We start from the raw sequence: 16,828 nt of genomic DNA on the forward strand, positions 1-16,828 counted from the left end.
TGCGTTCCTAGACAGCTCGCACTTCACTCGGAGGTCTTCGTCATGTCCAGCTCGCCACGCCGTCACCAACGTCCATGGTCAGTACACCTAGGTCACCGGGATCAGCGTCGCGCCGGGGCTCAGCTTCGGGACGTCGACGACCTACGGCAGCAGCTGCCAGTACACGGTCACCGCCAACGCCACCTGGGGCGACTACATCTACTTCTACGATTTCAACGGCGGCGCGTTCGATCCCGCCGGCCCGCTGTGGGTGGGCGCGTCCGGCGCGGTCACCAGCCGGTGGACGCCGTACGCGCGCGGTAGCCACACCCTGGTCGCGTGGGGCCAGAACAATCAGCAGACCACCACCGTGACCGTCGGCTCGGGCACCGACGTCGGCTTCGGCTGCATCGTGCTGCCCTGAGGCCGAAGGCCCGTTTCCGGACCCGCGTCGCCCCGGTGATGCGGGTCCTCGTGCGCTGGGGCATTACTGTGGTGCGGTGCAGACAGGCCAGGAATCCGAGGGCGGCCCCCGCATCTGGGGTGGGACCACGCTCAACGAGCGGCGGGAGGCGCGCCGCGCCACGTTGCTGGAGGCCGCGCTGGACCTGATCGGCGAATCCGGCGCCGCCGGTGTCACCATGCGCGCGGTGTGCCGCCGCGCGAACCTCACCGACCGCTACTTCTACGAGAGCTTCGGCAGCCGCGACGAACTCCTGGACGTGCTCTACCGCCAGGTCGCCGACGAATTCCTCGGACCCATGACCACTTTCGCCGAGGCCAACGATCCGGCTCGGGACCGGGAGCTGTCCGACGTCCTCGTCGACAAGGTGCTCGAGGATCCGCGCAAATCCCGGCTGTTCCTGGTGGAGCCCTACTCCAGCACCGGCCTGGGCCAGACCACCATCGCCGTGATGCCGGCCTTCACCCGGCTGATCCAGGATCACCTGTTCGCCTACATCGAGGATCCGGTGCGCCGGCGGCTGGCGGCGGTCACCATGGCCAGCGGCAACGCGGGCATGTTCTCGGCGTGGCTGAGCGGATCGCTGCGCGCCAGCCGGGAGCAGATCGTCGACCACATCGTCGCGACGATCACCGTGTACCGGGCGATCTACAAATAGGCCCTGTGGCCCGATCGACAAGATAACCGGGTTGCGCCGGATCACCGGCCGGTGTTAACTGGCAACCGCAAGGTGCCGATCGTTCGCTGAGGCTCCTTCACGGATATAGGCCAGCGACCCCGAACGTCGAGAGACGCCCCGGGTCAGGACAGATCTCCCCGGCTTAAGGGGTGATCCCGATTGGCTCCCAGTGCGCTGGGTTCACGCCGTGAAGTGCCAAAGGTCTTACGAGGAGAGGTCCCCACCGGTGGGTTTGCCGGATTCCTCCGCAGCGCTCTGCAACGATCAGTCCGATGGCGCGCGCTCCCGCGCGCCCGTACAGCCGAGGGAGGTGAGCCGGATGCCCGGCGGTAACAGTCCGTATTCGCAGTTAGCCAGCTATTCGCTCGACCTCACCTCAATGGCGGAGCCAGGAACGGGACAACTCCCCTAGCCGCTGTTCGATGGTGCGCTCGACTCAGTTCTCAGGAGTGCGTGATGTCAACAGTAGAGGTGATCATCCGGCTGCTCGCCGGCGTCGGGCTCGGCGCCGCGATCGGTTTCGAACGCCAGTTCCGGGCCCGCGAGGCGGGCCTGCGCACCAACGCGCTGGTCGCCGCCGGTTCCACCCTGTTCGTGCTGCTGTCGGCGCACGGCTTCCAAGGCGGCGACGCCGACCCCACCCGGGTCGCCGCGCAGATCGTCTCGGGCATCGGATTCCTCGGCGCGGGCGTCATCATCCGCGACGGGCTCAATGTGCGCGGGCTCAATACCGCGGCGACACTGTGGTGTTCGGCCGCCGTCGGCGCGCTGGCGGGCGCGGGCATGCTCGACGTCGCGGTGCTGGGCACGGTCGCGGTGGTCGCGGTCAACGTCGCGCTGCGCGCCGCCGCGCGCAGGGTCGACAAGCGGCCCGACGCGCACGAGGAACACCCCGCCACCTACACCTTCACCGCCGTCACCGACGACGAGCACGAGGCGCAGGTGCGCGCGCTGCTGGTGCAGGCTCTGACCCGCACCGACTTCCGGCTCACCTCGGTGTCGAGCGCCGATACCGGCCAGGGCGACCGGGTCGAGGTGCGCGCCGTGCTCACCGGCGACCGGCGCGACGATCCGCAGATGGAATCGGCGGTCAGCCGCCTGAGTTTGGAGCCCTCGGTCACCAGCGCCGGCTGGCAGATCACGGTCGACAACGTGGCCGGGCGGTCCTGACGATGAGCACCCTCGGCACCTACCCCACCCGGGACGCGGCGCTGGAACGCCCGCGCAGCCCGTTCGCCGACGTCGTCGTGTTCGCCGGCGCGGCCGCCCTGATCTGGGCCCTGATCCGGATCGGCGGCAGCGTCGACGTCCCGTTCGACGAAACCACCGCGCCCGCGGCGGTTTCCACCGATCCCGCGCACCTGCCGTACTACGCCGCGCGTTCGCTGCTGCGGATGTTCCTCGCGCTGGCGGCCTCGATCGTGTTCACCTTCGTCGTCGCCACCGCCGCGGCCCGGCTGCGCCGCGCCCGGGCGGTGCTGCTGCCCGCGCTCGACATCCTGCAATCGATCCCGGTGCTGGGCTTCCTGTCGTTCACCGTGACCGGCTTCATCGCCCTGTTCCCGGGCTCGCAGCTCGGGCTGGAGTGCGCGTCGATCTTCGCGATCTTCACCTCCCAGGCCTGGAACATGGCCTTCAGTTTTTATCACAGCCTGGTCGCCCAGCCGCGCGAGCTCGACGAGGCCGCGCGCAGCCTCAGATTGTCACGCTGGCAACGGTTCTGGCGGCTGGACGCGCCCAGCGGCATGATCCCGCTGGTCTGGAACGGCATGATGAGCTTCGGCGGCAGCTGGTTCTTCCTGGTCGCCTCCGAGGCGATCTCGGTGAACAACCGGGAATACGCGCTGCCCGGCATCGGCTCCTACGTCGCCGCCGCGACCGCCGCGGGCCGGCTGTCCGAGGTGCTGATCGCGATCGCGGTGATGGTGCTCCTGGTGATCGGCGTCAACTTCCTGTTCTGGCGGCCGATGACGGCGTGGGCCGAGCGCTTCCGGATCGGCGACTCCGCCGGTCCCGACGCCCCGCGCAGCCTCGTGCTGAACCTGCTGCGGCGCTCGCACGTTCCGGCGCTGCTCGGTCGCGTGTTCGGCCCGCTGGTCGCGCCGCTGGACCGGGCGATGAGCGTGTTCGGGCTGGCCGAGTACCCGCTGCACACCTCGGCGGCGCGCCGCCGGGCCGGCGACTGGCTCTTCGGCGCCGCCGTGACCGCACTCGCCGCCTACGGCGGCTACCGGGTGCTGCGATACATCGCGGCGACCGCCGGCTTCGGCGAGGTCGCGCACGCCTTCGGCCTCGGCCTGCTGACCCTGCTGCGGGTGGTCGTGCTGGTCGTGCTCGCCTCGGTGATCTGGGTGCCGATCGGCGTGTGGATCGGGTTGAATCCCCGGGTGTCGCGGCTGGCCCAGCCGATCGTGCAGGTGCTGGCCAGCTTCCCGGCGAACTTCCTGTTCCCCATGGTCACCGCGGTCCTGGTCGCCACCGGCATCAGCCTGAACTGGGCCAGCGTGCTGCTGATGGCGCTCGGCGCGCAGTGGTACATCCTGTTCAACGTCATCGCGGGGGCCAGCGCGGTGCCCAACGATCTGCGCGAGGCCGCCACCAGCCTGCGGCTGCCGCGAAAACTGTGGTGGCGCAAGCTGATCCTGCCCGCGATCTTCCCGAGCTACGTCACCGGCGGCATCACCGCGGCGGGCGGGGCGTGGAACGCCTCGATCGTGGCCGAGATCGTCGAGTACGGCTCCACCACACTGGTCGCTACCGGTCTGGGCGCCTACATCGCCCAGTCCACCAGCGCCGGCGACGCACCGCGGATTCTCATCGGCATTCTCGTCATGAGCGTCTACGTGGTGGTCGTCAACCGGGTGTTCTGGCGTCGCCTCTACACCCTGGCCGAACGGCGGTACGCGCTGTGAACCACGAACTTTCGACAGGAGATCGTCCGATGAACGCACCCGAGGTCCTGCTGGACATCCGAGGCGTCGGCAAGTCCTTCACCGGAGCCACCGGTGACCGGCTACGCGTGCTGGAGGGCATCGATCTGCAGGTGCGCGAGGGCGAGGTGGTCGCGCTGCTGGGCCGCTCCGGTTCCGGCAAGTCCACACTGCTGCGCGTCATCGCGGGGCTGATCGGCCCCAGCACCGGGCAGGTCCGCTACCGGGGCACGCCCCTCAACGGCGCGAATCCCGGTGCGGCGCTGGTCTTCCAGTCTTTCGCGCTGATGCCGTGGCTGACCGTGCAGGACAATGTCGAGCTCGGGCTGGCCGCCCAGGGCATCGCCCCGGCCGAACGCCGCCGGCGCGCTCTGGACGCGATCGACATGATCGGCCTGGACGGCTTCGAGAACGCCTACCCGAAGGAGCTTTCCGGCGGGATGCGCCAGCGCGTCGGATTCGCCCGCGCCCTGGTGCTCGAGCCCGACCTGCTGCTGATGGACGAGCCGTTCTCCGCGCTGGACGTGCTCACCGCCGAGAACCTGCGCACCGAGCTGATCACCCTGTGGTCGGGCAACGCCTTCCCGTCCAAGGCGGTCTGCCTGGTCACCCACAACATCGAGGAGGCCGTGCTGCTGGCCGATCGCGTGCTGGTGCTGGGCGCCAACCCGGGCCGCATCATCGCCGAGATCCCGATCGATCAGCCGCGTCCCCGGGACAAGCGCACCGCGGCCTTCGCCGCGCAGGTCGACCAGATCTACGGCCTGCTGACCGGCCGCGACACCGAACCCGCCGCACCGGAACCCGATACCGCGACCCCGACCGCGCGCCCGCTGCCCGACGCCTCGCCCGGCGGTCTGGCGGGCCTGGTGGAACTCGTCTACGCGGCCGGCGGCCGCGCCGATCTGCCCGATATCGCCGACGAGCTCAATTTCGAGCTGGACGATCTGTTCCCGCTCGTCGACGCCGCGGCCATGCTCGGGCTGGCCACGGTGGAATCCGGCGACGTGGAACTGACCGAGATCGGCACCCGCTTCACCACCGCCGGCATCCAGGAGTCCAAGCAGATCTTCGCCGAGCAGGCCCGGCACCGCGCACCGCTGGTGCGCACGATCTGCGCCGGGCTGTCGGGCAGCCGCGACGGCTCGCTCTCGGCGAGCTTCTTCCTGGATCTGCTGCGGCGCGGCTTCTCCCCCGCCGACGCGCGCCGCCAGCTCGATCTCGCGATCGACTGGGGCCGCTACGCCGAACTCTACGACTACACCAAGGACAACGACCGGATCACCGCGGACCCCGCCGCCGAGGTCTATCACGCCGTACGCGGGTTCTGGACCGCCTGAGCGGTTTGTTGACATGCTGCCAATAGTGGTGGAACCTGTGTCGTAGACCGGCGTCGAGGCCGGACGGGTCGAGCAGAAGGATCGAGCACATGGCACGCGCGGTGTGGAGTGACGACGAGGTCGAAGCGGTGCGGGAGCTCGCACGGACGTTCTTCGACAAGGAAGTGGTCCCGCACGAGGAGAAGTTCGTCGCCCAGGGCCATCCGGACCGCCACCTCTACAACCGGGCCGGCGAGCTGGGCCTGCTGTGCCCGTCGATCCCGGCCGAATACGGCGGTGGCGGCGGCACTTTCGCCCACGAGGCGGCCGTGATCGAAGCCCAGACCGCGGCCGGCGACGGCGCGCTCGGGATGTCGGTGCACAGCGGCATCATCGCGCCCTACCTGCACCACTTCGGCTCCGAGGAGCTCAAGCGGCGGGTGCTGCCCAAGGCCGCCAGCGGCGAGATGGTGCTGTCCATCGGCATGACCGAACCGGGCACCGGCTCCGACCTGCAGGCCATCAAGACGCGCGCGGTGCGCGAGGGCGACGAGTACGTCATCACCGGCTCGAAGATCTTCATCTCCAACGGCTGGCTCTGCGACGGCATCATCATCGCGGCCAAGACCGATCCGGCCAAGGGCGCGGCGGGCGTCTCGCTGATCTTCGCCGAGGTCGGTGACGACACCCCCGGCTTCAAGCGCGGCCGCATCCTCAGCAAGATCGGCGGCAAGGGCCAGGACACCGCCGAGCTGTTCTTCGACGGACTGCGCGTGCCGGCCGCGAATCTGCTCGGCCCGGCCGAGGGCCAGGGCTTCTATCAGATGATGCAGATGCTGGCCCAGGAACGCCTGGTCACCGGCATTCTCGCGGTGTCGATGATGGAGAAGGCGGTCGCCCTGACCGTCGAATACACCAAGGGCCGCGAGGCTTTCGGCAAGCCGCTGTTCGCCATGCAGAACACGAAATTCGAGCTCGCCGAATGCGCCACCCTGGCCAAAGTCAGCCGGGTCTTCCTCGACGACTGCATCGACAAGCATCTGCGTGGCGAACTCGACATCCCCACCGCCGCCATGTCGAAGTACTGGCTGACCGATCAGCTCGGTATCGTTGTCGACCGCTGCCTGCAACTGTTCGGCGGCTACGGCTACATGACGGAGTACCCCATTTCGCAGCTCTACACCGGCGCCCGCGTCCTGCGCATCCTCGCGGGCAGCAACGAGGTCATGAAGGATCTCATTGCCCGGGCCCTCTGAAACCCCCGGCGCGAGCGCGGCGGTGTCGGCCAACGGCACCGCCGCCGCCTCCGCGCGCCGCCGCCGGCTCGAACCGGACGAGCGGCGCGCGCAGATCCTGGCCTGTGCCATCGACATGTTCGGCGAGCGGCCCTACGCGGCGGTGTCGACCGCCGAACTCGCCCAGCGCGCCGGTGTCGCCCGCGGCCTGATCAACCACTACTTCGGCAACAAGCGCGACCTCTACCTCGCGGTGGTGCGCCGGATGGTCACCCTGCCCCGCCCGGAAGCGCTGTCCGCGCCCACCGGCAGCACCCGGCAGCGGGTCGAGGCGAGCGTGCAGTGGCTGCTGGACACCATCTCCGAGCACGGCAGCACCTGGGTCAAGGTGACCAGCCACGAGGGTGTCGGCAACGACCCCGAGGTGCAGCAGATTCTGGACGAGGCCGACGACGCGGCCGCCGAGCGCATGCTCGTCATGGTCGGGCTCGCCGAATCGGCACACAGTGCACAGTTGCAGGCACTGGTGCGCGCCTACGGTGGCCTGGTGAAAGTGGCCGGGCGCGAGTGGATCGTGCGCGGCACGCTGGAGCGCGCGCAAGTGCACCAGCTGCTCACCGACATGCTGATGACCCTGGTCACCGAGACGATGCCCAAGGTCGATCGCGGCTGAGCGCTACCGGTAGGAGCGCCAGGTCCGCTCGTAGTGCGCCTGGGTGGCGTTGAAGCGCATCGGCTGCGCCACCGGCGGGTGCCCGAGCCGGTCGTGCTCGATCTCCATCCGGCCGTGCCGGCGATGCTCCAGGGTCAGGATCGACAGGCCCGCGACCCACATGGCCACCGCGATGATCGCGCCGACAATCGCCCAGCCCTCGTAGCCGTATCCGGCCGCGGTGAGCGCGCAGGCGACCGCCACGATCCCCAGCGCGCACAGAATGACGCCGGGCAGGTTGTGGTTATCTCCCAGCAGATCACCTGCCTGCGCGTGCCAGCGCTGCTTCTTCAGCTGCTGTTCTTCCTGCGTATAACTGCGGTCACCCCACATGGCATCCTCCTACGGGATCCGGCAAATGAGTGGCTATATCAGGCTATGCCTCGACGCGCCCCGAATAGCTCGTCTTGCCGAGTTCGTTATTTCGCACTTTCCGTGAAGTCGTTGCCTCCGGCACCTATTGTGGGTCGAAATCGGGGCGGGGTTCGGTTTAGCCCGAGGCACCTGCGCGAATTGGTTCATGCGAGAGGGACCTTGATGGCACGGACACAAGAGTGGCAGCGCGAGCGACGGCGCCAGGAGCTACCCGCGGAGGAAGACCGCTGGGAACGCGACCGCATGGCGCTGGAGCGCGGCGAGCAGCGCTGGCCGCAGGTGCAGCCCGAGGACCTGGATTTCGGCGAGGAGCGCCGGCCGATCGTCAACCCCTACGCGATCGTCGCCCTGGTCGCGGCCTTACTCGTGCTGTTCCCGGTCGCGATCGTGTTCGGCATGATCGCGTTCTCCCATCCCAAGGGCAAGGGCATGGCCACCCTGGCGCTGCTGCTCGGGTTCGCCGAGGCCGCGGCCGTGGCCGGATTGTTCCTGATGGGCGGAGACACCCTGCAGGATCTGGTGGACAAGGCCGAGGGCAGCACCACCACCAGCCAGCCGGCCCCGGCCACGCAGAGCGCCGCCGTGCCGCAGTCCACCGCCGCGCCGACCGCGGCGCCCACCCTCGCGCCGAGTTCCTCGGCGGCCGCGCCGGTCTCGGCGCGCAAGGGCGCGGCCTGCACGGAAGCGCAGGCCGGGCTGATCGGCTCCGGCGCCGACGGCGGCACGCTGCTGTGCCTGGCCAAATCGGGCAAGTACGAATGGTCGGGCCCGTACAACGTGGGGACCGCTCGCTACACCGAGGGCGAAGCCTGCGATCCCGATATCGCCAAGACCGGCCGCAGCCCCGAGGGCCGGGCCCTGGTCTGCGAATCCGGCGCCTGGGCGCGCTGGACCTCCTAGTCGGCCTTGCGCGCCTTGCTCGGCTGCACCCGCGGCGGCTCGTTCGGCATCTTCGGGTACACCGGCGGCCACGGCGCGTCCATCAGCCCGGCGGCCATATCCCGCTCGGACATCTCCAGCAGCGGTGTCAGCGATTGCGGCGTGCGATCGGCCCACGGATCACCCAGTTCGGCCAGCCGGGCCGGCACGGTGGCGATCGTCAGCTCCTCCGGGACCACGGTGTCGAGATCGGACCAGGCGATCGGCGTGGAGACCTGCGCGCCCACCTTGGGACGCACACACCACGCGCCGAAAACCGTACGGTGCGGGGCATTCTGGTTGAAGTCCACGAAGACCCGGTTGCCGCGCTCCTCCTTCCACCACGCGGCGGTGATCCGCTCGGTATGGCGGCGTTCCAGCTCCCGGGCCAGCGCCACGGCCGCGGCGCGGACCTGATAGCCGTCCCACTCGGGCGCGAGCAGGGCGTAGATGTGCAGGCCGCGCGAACCCGAAGTTTTGACCCTGGAATCGATGCCGAGCTCGGCGAGCAGGTCGCGGGTGCACAGCGCGGCGTGGCGCAGATCGTCGAAGGTGATACCGGGTGACGGGTCCAGATCGATGCGCAGTTCGTCGGTGACGCCGGTGGGCGGCAATTCGGTGCCCGCGGCGTCGAAGACGGGCGGCGCGGTGCTCGCGGCGGGCGCGTCGGCGTGCGTCGGCCAGACGTGGAAACCCAGGCAGCCCTGGTTCACCGCCCACAGGATGTGCGCCAGATCGTGGGCCACGAGCGCGTCGCTGGTGGTGCCGTTCGGCGTGGACACCTCGACGGTGTGCAGCCAATCCGGCGCCGTCTTGGGGACGCGCTTCTGGAACCAGGACTTGCCGGAGGCGCCGTCGGGATAGCGCTCCAGCAGCAGCGGCCGCCCGCGCACCACGCCCAGGAACGGCTCCGCCACCGCCTGGTAATAGCGGACCAGATCCAATTTGGTTTCACCGCGTTTGGTGAAATAGACCTTGTCCGGATTGCTGATGGCGACCGTGCGGCCGTCGGTCTCGATCTCCACCGAGGCGCTCATTCCCCCGCCTTTCGAGCCTCGCCGAAAATGGCGCTCAGCTCGGCCGGCGCGACCTCTTCGAGCTGAGCGTAGGTGCACGATTCCGGGGTGCGGTCGGTGCGGAACCGGACCAGCCGGCCGCCGTGCCGCAGCCGCCCGGATTGCACGTGTTCATAGCGCACCTCGGCGACCAGCTCGGTGCGCAGCGCCTCCCAGGACAGATCCTTGCCGCCGGTCCAGCGGCTCACCCCGCCGGGCATCTTGCCGTCGGCCTTGGCCTGGGCGGCCATATCCGCCCAGGCGCGCCAGGGGTGATGCTCGAGGGCGTTCTCCCGCAAGGGTTTCAGCTCGTCCACCAACTCTGCGCGGCGGGCCTTGGTGAAACTGCTGGCGACGCCCACGTGATGCAGCGTGCCCTCCTCGTCGAACAGGCCGAGCAGCAGCGAACCGACGCCCTCGCCGTCCTTGTGCCAGCGGAACCCGGCCACCACGCAGTCGGCGGTGCGCTCGTGCTTGACCTTGAGCATCACCCGCTTGTCCTGCAGGTAGGGCTCGTCGTTCGCCTTGACCATCACGCCGTCGAAGCCCGCGCCCTCGAACCGGGTGAACCAATCCAGCGCCACCGCCGGATCCTGGGTGATCGGCGTCAGGTGCACCCGCGCCGGTTCGGTGTCCAGAATCGTCTCCAGCAGCCTGCGGCGCTCGGTGAACGGCTCCTCGGTCAGATCCTTGTCGCCGAGGGCCAGCAGATCGAAGGCCACGAAACTGGCCGGTGTCTCCACCGCGAGCTTGGCGACCCGCGACGCCGCCGGGTGCAGCCGGTTCTGGAGCGTGTCGAAATCCAGGCCCTCCTCCGTCACCACCACGATTTCGCCGTCGACCACGCATTTGTCCGGCAGCGCCTGCTTCAGCAGCTCGGCGACCTCCGGAAAGTAGCGGGTGAGCGGGCGGTCGTTGCGCGAGCCGAGTTCGACCTCGTCGCCGTCGCGGAACACGATGCAGCGGAAACCGTCCCATTTCGGCTCATAGCTCAGCCCCGGGCCGGGCGGAACCGACGGCGCCGACTTGGACAACATCGGCTTCACGGGCGGCATCACCGGCAGGTCCACGCGCTCCTCCTCGGATTCGGTGCGTCATCACCCATGTCGACGTCGTGACCGGCGCACATTCATCGGTGCGTTCGGCTCGATCGTAGGTGGCGGGTCCGACACCTGCTCGGATTCCCGCGCCCGACCCCTCGGCAAATCTCGAGAAACAGCTCTTCAGCGGCGGCGATGGGCACACGCACGGAACGTGGCTACCCTGGACTGCGGCATTGCTCCAGAACTGCTCGAGATGCGCGGCGACGCGCGGAAAGAAGGTTCGGCATGGCACAGCACAGCAAGCCCGGCGTGTTCGGCAAAGCGCTGCGCGCGCTCGCGGTGACCGGCATCGTGGCCGCGGCCACCAAGTTCATCCAGCGCAAGCAGGCCGGCCACCGCGCCTCCGAGCGCCAGGCGTATTCCCGCGCCGCGAACGCGGCGACCTCGCACTGACTCCGGACGGCGCGGCTAGTCCACCCAGCCGTGCTGTTCGGCGAAGGCGGTCAATCGATCCCGGATGGTGAGGATCTCCCCCGCGGTCAGCGCGGGGCTCGCGTCCAGCAGCAGTTCGGTGATCAGGCGTTTGTGTTCGGCGGCAGTCAGACCCCCGGTGGCCGGTCGGTCTTTTCTATGGCGGGGAGCGGGGGTATTCGGCTGGCCGCCGACGGCGCTCAGATTGACCGCCTTCGGGCCGCGGTCGCCCTCGGTGACGTCGAATTCGAATACCCGGCCCTGGCGTAGTTCGTCCTCGTCCAAGCCGATGTCGTTCACATGCACGAACACATCCGGGCCGCCGTCTTCCGGCCGGATGAACCCGAAACCCCGAGAACTGTCGAACGACACCAATTTCCCGATGGATGACACCAAAACACCCGCTCCTCGCCCGCGCCATGGACTACCCGGACACTTTAGCTCCGATTATCCTCGTCGTTGTTCGAAAGCGCCTTTTGCAGGGAGTTGAAGACGGTCAATCCCTGACCGACCATTCCGTTCACCATTTCGCTCACGCCGTCCGGCCCGTTCAGAACGGTCAGATTCGCATTGGACAGCCCCACCGAGGCCTGCTTCACGATTTCCGGCAACTGCTCGATCAGCAACTGATCGAGGGCGATGCGGTTGTTGGAGGCCGCGGCCTCGGCCTGGATGCGGGTGCGGTCGGCCTCGGCGACCGCCAGGACGCGTACTCGCTCCGCCTCCGCCTCGGCCGGTTTCACGATCTCGGCCTGCAACTGCTGCTCGCGCAGCTGGGCTTCCTTGCGGGCCTGCTCGGCCTTGGCCGTCAGCACCTCCTGCAGCGCGATGGCCTGGGCCAGCGGGCCCGCCTGCGCCGCTTCGGCGTTCGCCTTGTCGATATCGCGCTGGTACTGCGCCTTGAGCACCGCCGTCTCACGCGCGTACTCCGCCTGCCGGCGCAGCGACTCCTGCTCGGCCTCGGCGGCCCGCTGCGCGGCCTGCGCCTGCGCGATCTGAGCGTCGCGCTGCACGGCCGCGTTGTGCGGGGCGGCCAGGGCGTTGATGTAGCCGAGATTGCCGTCGTCGATGGACTGGATCTGGAACGAATCGACCCACAGGCCGATATTGCTCATCTCCACCTTGGAGGCGACGAGCACCTCGTCGGCGAGCTTCTGGCGCTCGCGGATGATCTCCTCGACGGTCATCGAGCCGACGATCGAGCGCAGGTGCCCGGAGAAGATGCGACCGGTCAGCACCGACATCTCCTGTTCCTGCTCGGACAGGAAGCGTTGCGCGGCGTTGACGATCGACTGCGTGTCGTTGGCGACCTTGAACGCGATCACCGCGCGCACGTCGAGCTGGATCGCCTGCTTGGTGACGCAGCGCTCGCGGATCTCGGATTCGAACATGGCCAGCGACAGATAGCGGACCTTACGGAACAGCGGCACCACCCAGGCGCCGCGCCCGATGATCACCCGGAACGGCGCGTTGTCCTTGACCTTGGCGCCGCTGACCAGCATCGCCTCGTCCGGATCCGGCACGTGATAGCCCAGCACCCAAATCTCCCTCTACATTCCCGGATTCGAACTCAACTCGATCCAGGGCACCACATCGACGATGCGCCCGGGGTTGACGGAAATGATGAGCACGGTGGCCCCCGAAGGAATCGCCTCCGTGGCCCGTGCGATGTACAGCTCCGTTCCCCCGCGAATCGCCACCTGGACCTCACCCAGCATCCCGGCTCCCCGGATCGGCGATGTCAGCGTACCCGTCAAACCCGCCACGGGGTCGTTCATCGCAGGGAACTCCTAGACTCGGCGCCAAAATGCCAGCGTACGTGCGTCACAGGGTCTTTCGGTACGGGATTCGGCCAGGAATCCGGGCCGGCTCAGCTCGCGGAGCGGTCCGCCGCGGCGAGCACGGTCAGAATCGGGGTGTCCGGGTCGGCGGCGATGCCCTGGCGGCGCAGGAAACCGTCGACCAGGCCCCAGACGAATTCGCCTGCCTGCTCGACGAATTCGGCGGTGCGCTCGGGTGCGGGGCGACCGGCGTCGCCGAGCCACAGGTCGGTGATCGCCACCACGACGCCGACGACCGCCCGCGCCAGATAGTCGATACCGGAGGTGTCCAGGGCCATCGATGCGGCGATCTCACGAGCCTGCGCGGAGAAGCGGCCCGCGGCGGCGCGCCCCAGGTCGAATTGCAGCACCGACCCGTCGGACTGCTGGGTGACCTGGGCCTGGCCCAGGAAGCGGAAGACGTTCGGGTGCGCCAGGATGCTGTCGGCGTAGGCGGTGAGCACCCGGCCCAGCGCGGCCCGGGGCGGTTGCAGGATCAGGGTGAGATCGCTGCCGGCGGCGGTGGCCGCGGATTTGGCCAGGCGGTCGCCGATTTCGGTGTAGAGATCAGCCTTGTCCGCGAACTGGCGGTAGAGCCGGGGTTTGGTGATGCGGGCCTCGCGGGCGATGTCGTCCATGCTCGGGCGCGGGCCGTCGCGGTCGATCACGCGGATCGCGGCGTCGACGATCTCCGAGCGGGTGATGGTGCTCGGCGCGGATCGGGCGGTGGAGCGGGGCACCAGCGGAGCATAGCGTACCGCCGGTACGCCCCGGCCGTACCGGCGCGATCCCCAGCTCGCAGACGTGATCCAGCTCATAGCCGGCGATCGGCCGAAGCCTTGATTCCGGGGAATACGTACTGTCAGTATCAACGAACGTACCGGCGGTACGACTTCGACCGCACGGCCCCTTCGATCGAGGCAAGAACATGACCGAACCGATGGGCACCCACCGCCCGCAGCGTACGACCCTGGTGCCCGGCGCGGGCGGCGACCTCGCCGTCTTCGAGTGGGGTGACCCGGCGGGCGCGCCACTGGTGCTCGTGCACGGCCTCTCCGACACCCACCAGGTCTGGGCGGAGGTCGCCGCGCTGCTGGCCGACGGCTTCCGCGTCATCGCCTACGACGTGCGCGGGCACGGCCGGTCGGCGCAGCCGCGTGCGCCGCGCGACTATCGGATCGACCGCCTGGCCGCCGACTTCTTCGCGGTGCTCGACGCGGTGAGCCCGGGCGCGCCGGTGCACGTCTGCGGGCACGGGTGGGGCGCGGTGCAGGCCTGGGAGGCGGTGTGCGACGAACGCGCCAACACCCGGATCGCCTCGTTCACCGCGATCTCCGGGCCCAATCTCGATCACGTCGGAATGACGCTGCGCGAGTTGGTCTTCGATCCCGCCCGCGCCGCGCAGTTGCTCACCGATCGCAAGTTCTGGCGGCACGGGCCGGCCTCGGCGCAGACCGCCGCGCGCCGGATCGCCTACCCGCCGCGGGTACGCACCTGGGTCATCGAACGTCTCGGCGGCATTCCGCGCGCCTACGCCCCGATCGCGCCGACCCTGCCCTCGGACCTGCGCGCGGGCGCCCACATCGCCTACGCGAACCTGGCCCGCCACCTGCTGCGCCCGCGGGTGCGCCGGACCGCGGTGCCCGTCCAACTGGTCGTCGACACCACCGACGTCCTGGTTCCGCCGTTCCTGTACTTCGGCAGCGCCCGCTGGGTCGATCGCCTGTGGCGCTTCGGCATTCCCGCCGACCACTGGCTGCCCTGCACCGAACCCCTGCTGGTCGCCGAGGCCATCGCCAACTTCATCGACGGCCTGCACGCCAGCGACGCCCCGATCTCCTACTCCTGAGATCGGCCCCTGATCCGACCGAACGCCGGCCCCGGCAACGCAATCCCGTGACCCGCCCCGCAGGCCGGTCATCCGACGCCGCCATGCTCCCGGCCGGGAACCTCTCCCCCAGAAAGCGATTCGCGAATGTCCGACGCAGCACAGACGCTCTCCCGCACCCTCGGTGCTCCCCTGCCCGAGGGCTTCGAGCGACTCTCCGAGGCCGACCTGGTCGCGCTCGACACCCTGCTGCGTGGCGCGCTGGACGGGCGGGCGGAACGGCTGGACACGGCGACCGAGACGTCGCTGAAGTTGATGCCCCGGCTGCTGCGGCCGGCGGTCAAGAAGGTGCTCGGCCTGTGACCGCGCAGCTGCTGGTCCGCGCCGAGACCACGAAACTCGCTCGGCTGCTGGATCTCCCGGATCCCGAGCAGCTGGCGTTCCTGAGCGAACTCAGCCCCGCGGCGATCCGGCTCTTCCGCGAACACGCGACCGATCTGCTCTTCGACCGGGACGCCCGGCGCCTGCAAAGAGTCGCCGCCGCAAGCAAATTGGTGCCCGCCGCGATCAGTGCGCGCGCCGCCGAGCGCGCGTTCGGGCCGGTGCTGTGCGCGGCCGTGGCGGGGTCGGTGGAACCGGCACAGGCGATCTCGATCGCGAAGGTGCTGTCCGCGCCGTTTCTGGCCGAGATCGCGGCGCGGCTGGATCCGCGCCGCGCCGTCGACGTGCTCGCCGCGGTGCCGCCGCCGCTGGTGGCGGCGGTGGCCGCGGAATTGTTCGCGCGCGGCGACCACGTCACCATGGGCCGGTTCGTCGGCCTCGTACCCGAGCCCGCGCTGCGGGCGGCGCTGCCGGCGGCCTCCGACGCCGACCTGCTGCGCATCGGGTTCCTGCTCGAGGACAAGTCGTCGATGGACCCCCTGCTCGCCCTCGTCGAACACCGCATCCCCGGCGTCATCCGGGCCGCGTACGAGCAGAACCTGTGGGCCGAGGCGATCGACCTGCTCGACACCGTCGACCGGGCCAACCGCGCCAAGCTCGGCGACATCGCCGCCACCGCGGGGCCGGAGGTGCTCGACGCGCTGATCGCGGCCGTCCACGAACTGGACGCGTGGGCCGCCCTGCTGCCGGTGACCAGCGCGATGAGCCCGGCCAGCCTGGCCACACTGGCCGCCCGGCCGGTGGTGCACACCGAGGCGGTGCTCGGCCCGATCCTGGATGTCGCGCTGGACCACGGCCTGTGGCTGGACCTGCTGCCGCTGGCCGCGCACCTGCCCGCGGCCCCGCTGGCGTTCCTGGGCGGGCGCGTCGCCGCCGAGCCCGACGACGACCTCACCGGCCTGGTCCGCCAAGCGGACGCCGCCGGGCTCTGGCCGGCGCTGATCCCGGTCGCGCTGGCCATGCGCGACGCCGATCGCCGCCGCGTAGCCGCCCTGCCCGTGCTGAGCGAGCCCGAGGTGCTGCGCAGGATCATCGCCACCCTCGCCGAGCACGAATTGTGGTCACAGGGCCTGCCTTTGGTGAGCGCGCTCCCGGAAGCCACCACGACGATCCTGGCCTCCTGCCTCGGTGACCTCACCCACGACCAGCTGCTCGCGGCGCTGCGGGCCGCCGCCGACAGCGCCGAGATCGCCACCCTCGTCGAGATCGCCCTCGCGCAGGACCAGCCCGGCCGCGCCCGAGTGCTCGCACTCATCGACGGCATGGACGACCTCGGCGCTGTCCTCGAAGCTCTGACGCCGGAAACCCCCGATCTGGTCTGGAACGGTCTCCACGAGGTCCGCGCCGACATCCCGGCCGCCCTGCGGGAACGCCTGGCCGACCGCGCCGAATCGTGCGGCCACCCGGCGGTGGCCGCGGCATTGCGCGCCGAAGCAGACACCGTGCCGGGCCGGTAACTGCTCGCCGCGGCACGGCCCCAGCGTGCTGGGCCGGTAGCTGCTCGCCGTGGTACGACCCGGCGCGCCGGGCCGGTGACCGCTCGCCGCGGCACGACCTCCG

19 protein-coding genes and 1 riboswitch are annotated in these 16,828 nt (G+C 69.7%); of the genes, 12 read left to right on the plus strand and 7 right to left on the minus strand.

The genetic code is table 11. From position 1 onward, the window contains the following. Nucleotides 1-250: 250 nt before the first annotated feature. The 7 genes from AB0I43_RS28240 (at nucleotide 251) to AB0I43_RS28270 (ending at nucleotide 7,278) form a co-directional block, all read left to right on the plus strand. Nucleotides 251-403 (plus strand): hypothetical protein, encoded by a 153-nt coding sequence (locus AB0I43_RS28240; RefSeq protein WP_356981470.1) that lies wholly within the window; start codon nucleotides 251-253, stop codon nucleotides 401-403. A gap of 76 nt (nucleotides 404-479) precedes the next feature. Beyond that, nucleotides 480-1,100: a TetR/AcrR family transcriptional regulator gene (locus AB0I43_RS28245; RefSeq protein WP_356981469.1), complete on the plus strand. Its 621-nt coding sequence runs from the start codon at nucleotides 480-482 to the stop codon at nucleotides 1,098-1,100. 71 nt (nucleotides 1,101-1,171) lie between these two features. Beyond that, a riboswitch (M-box (ykoK) riboswitch) is annotated at nucleotides 1,172-1,342 on the plus strand. 235 nt (nucleotides 1,343-1,577) lie between these two features. Then, nucleotides 1,578-2,291, plus strand: coding sequence for an MgtC/SapB family protein (locus AB0I43_RS28250; RefSeq protein ID WP_356981468.1), 714 nt, complete (start codon nucleotides 1,578-1,580; stop codon nucleotides 2,289-2,291). Nucleotides 2,292-2,293: 2 nt separating this feature from the next. Next, nucleotides 2,294-4,033, plus strand: coding sequence for an ABC transporter permease subunit (locus AB0I43_RS28255; protein ID WP_356981467.1), 1,740 nt, complete (start codon nucleotides 2,294-2,296; stop codon nucleotides 4,031-4,033). Nucleotides 4,034-4,062: 29 nt separating this feature from the next. Next, nucleotides 4,063-5,391, plus strand: a complete 1,329-nt coding sequence (locus AB0I43_RS28260; RefSeq protein WP_356981466.1) for a nitrate/sulfonate/bicarbonate ABC transporter ATP-binding protein — start codon at nucleotides 4,063-4,065, stop codon at nucleotides 5,389-5,391. A gap of 89 nt (nucleotides 5,392-5,480) precedes the next feature. Continuing rightward, nucleotides 5,481-6,626, plus strand: coding sequence for an acyl-CoA dehydrogenase family protein (locus AB0I43_RS28265; RefSeq protein ID WP_356981465.1), 1,146 nt, complete (start codon nucleotides 5,481-5,483; stop codon nucleotides 6,624-6,626). Between the two features lie 22 nt (nucleotides 6,627-6,648). After that, complete coding sequence (locus AB0I43_RS28270) at nucleotides 6,649-7,278, plus strand: TetR/AcrR family transcriptional regulator (protein WP_356981471.1); 630 nt, start codon at nucleotides 6,649-6,651, stop codon at nucleotides 7,276-7,278. Between the two features lie 3 nt (nucleotides 7,279-7,281). Here AB0I43_RS28270 and AB0I43_RS28275 read toward each other — a convergent pair whose 3' ends face one another. Then, on the minus strand, nucleotides 7,282-7,650 hold the full coding sequence (locus AB0I43_RS28275) for a hypothetical protein (protein ID WP_356981464.1): 369 nt from the start codon (nucleotides 7,648-7,650) through the stop codon (nucleotides 7,282-7,284). 204 nt (nucleotides 7,651-7,854) lie between these two features. Between AB0I43_RS28275 and AB0I43_RS28280 the strand changes: the two genes are divergently transcribed. Beyond that, nucleotides 7,855-8,592 carry a hypothetical protein gene (locus tag AB0I43_RS28280; RefSeq protein ID WP_356981463.1) on the plus strand — a complete coding sequence of 246 codons (738 nt, stop codon included), beginning with the start codon at nucleotides 7,855-7,857 and terminating at the stop codon, nucleotides 8,590-8,592. Here the strand turns inward: AB0I43_RS28280 and AB0I43_RS28285 are convergent. Together AB0I43_RS28285 and AB0I43_RS28290 are read right to left on the minus strand one after the other, a co-directional pair. Beyond that, entirely contained in the window at nucleotides 8,589-9,647 is a 1,059-nt protein-coding gene (locus AB0I43_RS28285) for an ATP-dependent DNA ligase (protein WP_356981462.1), read from the minus strand. The two genes, AB0I43_RS28280 and AB0I43_RS28285, sit on opposite strands and share 4 nt — an antisense overlap. Then, nucleotides 9,644-10,735: an ATP-dependent DNA ligase gene (locus AB0I43_RS28290; protein ID WP_357432884.1), complete on the minus strand. Its 1,092-nt coding sequence runs from the start codon at nucleotides 10,733-10,735 to the stop codon at nucleotides 9,644-9,646. Before AB0I43_RS28290 ends, AB0I43_RS28285 begins: the two co-directional genes overlap by 4 nt. 258 nt (nucleotides 10,736-10,993) lie before the next feature. Here AB0I43_RS28290 and AB0I43_RS28295 point away from each other — a divergent pair, with 258 nt between their 5' ends. Next, a complete protein-coding gene (locus AB0I43_RS28295; RefSeq protein WP_356981460.1) occupies nucleotides 10,994-11,161 on the plus strand; it encodes a hypothetical protein in 168 nt (55 codons plus the stop codon). Between the two features lie 15 nt (nucleotides 11,162-11,176). On the opposite strand, the gene AB0I43_RS28300 is transcribed toward AB0I43_RS28295, so the two are convergent. From AB0I43_RS28300 to AB0I43_RS28315, 4 genes are all read right to left on the minus strand, one after another. After that, entirely contained in the window at nucleotides 11,177-11,575 is a 399-nt protein-coding gene (locus AB0I43_RS28300) for a cold shock domain-containing protein (protein WP_356981459.1), read from the minus strand. A gap of 41 nt (nucleotides 11,576-11,616) precedes the next feature. Continuing rightward, a complete protein-coding gene (locus tag AB0I43_RS28305; protein ID WP_356981458.1) occupies nucleotides 11,617-12,717 on the minus strand; it encodes an SPFH domain-containing protein in 1,101 nt (366 codons plus the stop codon). A 12-nt stretch (nucleotides 12,718-12,729) separates the two neighbouring features. Next, on the minus strand, nucleotides 12,730-12,957 hold the full coding sequence (locus AB0I43_RS28310; protein WP_356981457.1) for a hypothetical protein: 228 nt from the start codon (nucleotides 12,955-12,957) through the stop codon (nucleotides 12,730-12,732). 92 nt (nucleotides 12,958-13,049) lie between these two features. Beyond that, nucleotides 13,050-13,739, minus strand: coding sequence for a TetR/AcrR family transcriptional regulator (locus tag AB0I43_RS28315; protein ID WP_357432885.1), 690 nt, complete (start codon nucleotides 13,737-13,739; stop codon nucleotides 13,050-13,052). Nucleotides 13,740-13,927: 188 nt separating this feature from the next. Between AB0I43_RS28315 and AB0I43_RS28320 the strand changes: the two genes are divergently transcribed. The 3 genes from AB0I43_RS28320 to AB0I43_RS28330 all read left to right on the plus strand — a co-directional run bounded on the left by AB0I43_RS28320 (nucleotide 13,928) and on the right by AB0I43_RS28330 (nucleotide 16,725). Beyond that, nucleotides 13,928-14,848 (plus strand): alpha/beta fold hydrolase, encoded by a 921-nt coding sequence (locus AB0I43_RS28320; protein ID WP_356981455.1) that lies wholly within the window; start codon nucleotides 13,928-13,930, stop codon nucleotides 14,846-14,848. Between the two features lie 126 nt (nucleotides 14,849-14,974). Then, complete coding sequence (locus AB0I43_RS28325) at nucleotides 14,975-15,190, plus strand: hypothetical protein (protein ID WP_357432886.1); 216 nt, start codon at nucleotides 14,975-14,977, stop codon at nucleotides 15,188-15,190. Continuing rightward, complete coding sequence (locus AB0I43_RS28330; protein ID WP_357432887.1) at nucleotides 15,187-16,725, plus strand: hypothetical protein; 1,539 nt, start codon at nucleotides 15,187-15,189, stop codon at nucleotides 16,723-16,725. The genes AB0I43_RS28325 and AB0I43_RS28330 overlap by 4 nt, the downstream gene beginning before the upstream one ends. Nucleotides 16,726-16,828: the final 103 nt, after the last annotated feature.

Origin of the sequence: Nocardia sp. NPDC050435, from assembly GCF_040655395.1 — a bacterium.
In the GTDB taxonomy this organism is placed as follows: domain Bacteria; phylum Actinomycetota; class Actinomycetes; order Mycobacteriales; family Mycobacteriaceae; genus Nocardia.

Excerpts from the sequence above, each read along its gene's own strand:
- AB0I43_RS28250 (WP_356981468.1), top strand. The coding sequence starts at position 1,578 with ATGTCAACAGTAGAGGTGATCATCCGGCTGCTCGCCGGCGTCGGGCTC.
- AB0I43_RS28255 (WP_356981467.1), top strand. The coding sequence starts at position 2,294 with ATGAGCACCCTCGGCACCTACCCCACCCGGGACGCGGCGCTGGAACGC.
- AB0I43_RS28260 (WP_356981466.1), top strand. The coding sequence starts at position 4,063 with ATGAACGCACCCGAGGTCCTGCTGGACATCCGAGGCGTCGGCAAGTCC.
- AB0I43_RS28265 (WP_356981465.1), top strand. The coding sequence starts at position 5,481 with ATGGCACGCGCGGTGTGGAGTGACGACGAGGTCGAAGCGGTGCGGGAG.
- AB0I43_RS28275 (WP_356981464.1), bottom strand. The coding sequence starts at position 7,650 with ATGTGGGGTGACCGCAGTTATACGCAGGAAGAACAGCAGCTGAAGAAG.
- AB0I43_RS28280 (WP_356981463.1), top strand. The coding sequence starts at position 7,855 with ATGGCACGGACACAAGAGTGGCAGCGCGAGCGACGGCGCCAGGAGCTA.
- AB0I43_RS28285 (WP_356981462.1), bottom strand. The coding sequence starts at position 9,647 with ATGAGCGCCTCGGTGGAGATCGAGACCGACGGCCGCACGGTCGCCATC.
- AB0I43_RS28295 (WP_356981460.1), top strand. The coding sequence starts at position 10,994 with ATGGCACAGCACAGCAAGCCCGGCGTGTTCGGCAAAGCGCTGCGCGCG.
- AB0I43_RS28310 (WP_356981457.1), bottom strand. The coding sequence starts at position 12,957 with ATGAACGACCCCGTGGCGGGTTTGACGGGTACGCTGACATCGCCGATC.
- AB0I43_RS28320 (WP_356981455.1), top strand. The coding sequence starts at position 13,928 with ATGACCGAACCGATGGGCACCCACCGCCCGCAGCGTACGACCCTGGTG.
- AB0I43_RS28325 (WP_357432886.1), top strand. The coding sequence starts at position 14,975 with ATGTCCGACGCAGCACAGACGCTCTCCCGCACCCTCGGTGCTCCCCTG.